The 2,177-nt window shown below is 68.7% G+C and carries 2 protein-coding genes; both read left to right on the forward strand.

Going from position 1 to position 2,177, the window contains the following annotated elements; translation table 11 throughout:
* A partial coding sequence (gene acnA / locus WA805_RS31315) for an aconitate hydratase AcnA (RefSeq protein WP_425244140.1) occupies positions 1-1,696 on the forward strand: 1,696 nt, incomplete at its 5' end.
* 133 nt (positions 1,697-1,829) lie between these two features.
* Positions 1,830-2,177 (forward strand): hypothetical protein (locus WA805_RS31320; RefSeq protein ID WP_425244141.1); only part of this gene is annotated, 348 nt, incomplete at its 3' end.

Raw genomic sequence — 2,177 nt, forward strand, 5'->3', positions numbered from 1 at the left:
GTACGCCAAGGCCCAGGGCCTCTGGCACGACCCCAGCAACGAAGCGCGGTACTCCGAGGAGCTCACCCTCGACCTCGGCACGGTCGTGCCGAGCATCGCCGGCCCCAAGCGCCCGCAGGACAAGATCGACCTGACCAACGCCAAGACCGCGTTCAGGGACGCGCTGCCCGCGTACGCCGGCGGCGACGGCAACGGCAGCTTCCCCGCCTCTGACCCCGGCGAGCAGGAGGACGTCAGGCCTACCCACGAGGTCAAGGTCACCCTCGAGGACGGCGCCGAGGTCACCCTCGATCACGGCCATGTCGTGATCGCCGCGATCACCTCCTGCACGAACACCTCCAACCCGTTCGTGATGATCGGCGCCGCGCTGCTGGCCAAGAAGGCGGTCGAGAAGGGCCTGAACCGCAAGCCGTGGGTCAAGACCAGCCTCGCGCCGGGCTCCAAGGTGGTCATGGACTACTACGAGCGGGCCGGCCTGCTGCCGTACCTGGACAAGCTCGGCTTCAACCTGGTCGGCTTCGGCTGCACCACCTGCATCGGCAACTCAGGGCCGCTGCCGGAAGCGATCAGCCAGGCGGTCAACGACAACGACCTCGCTGTCGTCGCCGTGCTGTCAGGCAACAGGAACTTCGAGGGCCGGATCAACCCGGACGTGAAGATGAACTACCTCGCGTCCCCGCCGCTCGTCGTCGCCTACGCGCTGGCCGGCACGATGGACATCGACCTGGACACCGAGCCGCTGGGCACCGACACCGAGGGCAAGCCCGTCTACCTCGCCGACATCTGGCCCGCCCCCGCGGACGTCGCGGACGTCGTGCAGCACGCGGTCGCCGCGGAGATGTTCACCCGCGACTACGCCGACGTGTTCACCGGCGACGACAACTGGCGCGGCCTCGACGTCGCCGAGGGCGACACGTTCGCGTGGGAACCGGACTCGACCTACGTACGGCGCCCGCCGTACTTCGACGGCATGCCGGCGGAGCCGGAGCCGGTGCGCGACATCGAAGGCGCCCGGGTACTCGCCAAACTCGGCGACTCGGTGACCACCGACCACATCTCGCCGGCCGGCGCGATCAAGACGACCGCGCCCGCGGGTGTCTACCTGAGCGAGCACGGCATCGAGCGGGCCGACTTCAACTCCTACGGGTCGCGGCGCGGCAACCACGAGGTGATGATCCGCGGCACGTTCGCCAACATCCGGCTGCGCAACCAGCTCGCGCCGGGCACCGAAGGCGGCGTCACCGTGCACATCCCGTCCGGCGAGCAGATGTCGATCTACGACGCCTCCCGCCGCTACATCGAAGAGGGCACGCCGCTCATCGTGCTCGGCGGCAAGGAGTACGGCTCAGGCTCGTCCCGCGACTGGGCGGCGAAGGGCACCGCGCTGCTCGGCGTCCGCGCCGTGCTCGCGGAGTCGTTCGAGCGCATCCACCGGTCCAACCTGATCGGCATGGGCGTGCTGCCGCTCCAGTTCAAGCCGGGGGAGTCGGCAGCGACGCTGGGCCTTTCCGGGCAGGAGGTCTTCTCCATTGCGGGAATCTCAGAAATAAACAATAGAGAAATTATCCCGAACGAGCTCGTGGTGACTGCCGACGGCAAGCAATTCACCGTGGTGGTTCGCATCGACACGCCAGGTGAGGCCGAGTACTACCGGCACGGCGGCATCATGCCTTATGTGCTGCGATCGCTGCTGTAATCGCCCGGGGGGACGCGCCCCCTTCCCCCCGCCGCATGCCCGATCGCCGATCGTATCGGGCATGCGCGCGCACTACGTGTCGAATTAGCATCATCGGTCACGCGCGAGACTGCGTTACCAATAGGCTCCCTTCGTGGCACTAGATTCCGGGGCCAGTTCCGGGGGGAGCCTGTCCGGCCTGGCCGGGCAGATCCTGCGCGAGGCGGTACGCGCTTACGACACTGATGACATCGAGCGGCTGGTCGTCGGCTACAACCCGGTGCTGGCGGCGTGGAACACGGGCATGTTCGCCGGGGCCGGGGACATGACGGGCTCGTTCAGGACGATCGGCTTCGCCGCCGTGGGCCAGGATCCCGAAGTCAGCCTCAGCCGGGTGTTCCGGCTCGGCAAGCGGCTGCCGGCCGTCCGGCTGCCCGCGGCCGCCGAGCTTGCCGTACAGGCGCGCGGCGCGCCGCTGATGGCGCGGCTCGAGGCGCTGGCC

Source organism: Trebonia sp., assembly GCF_049794275.1.
GTDB lineage: Bacteria > Actinomycetota > Actinomycetes > Streptosporangiales > Streptosporangiaceae > Trebonia.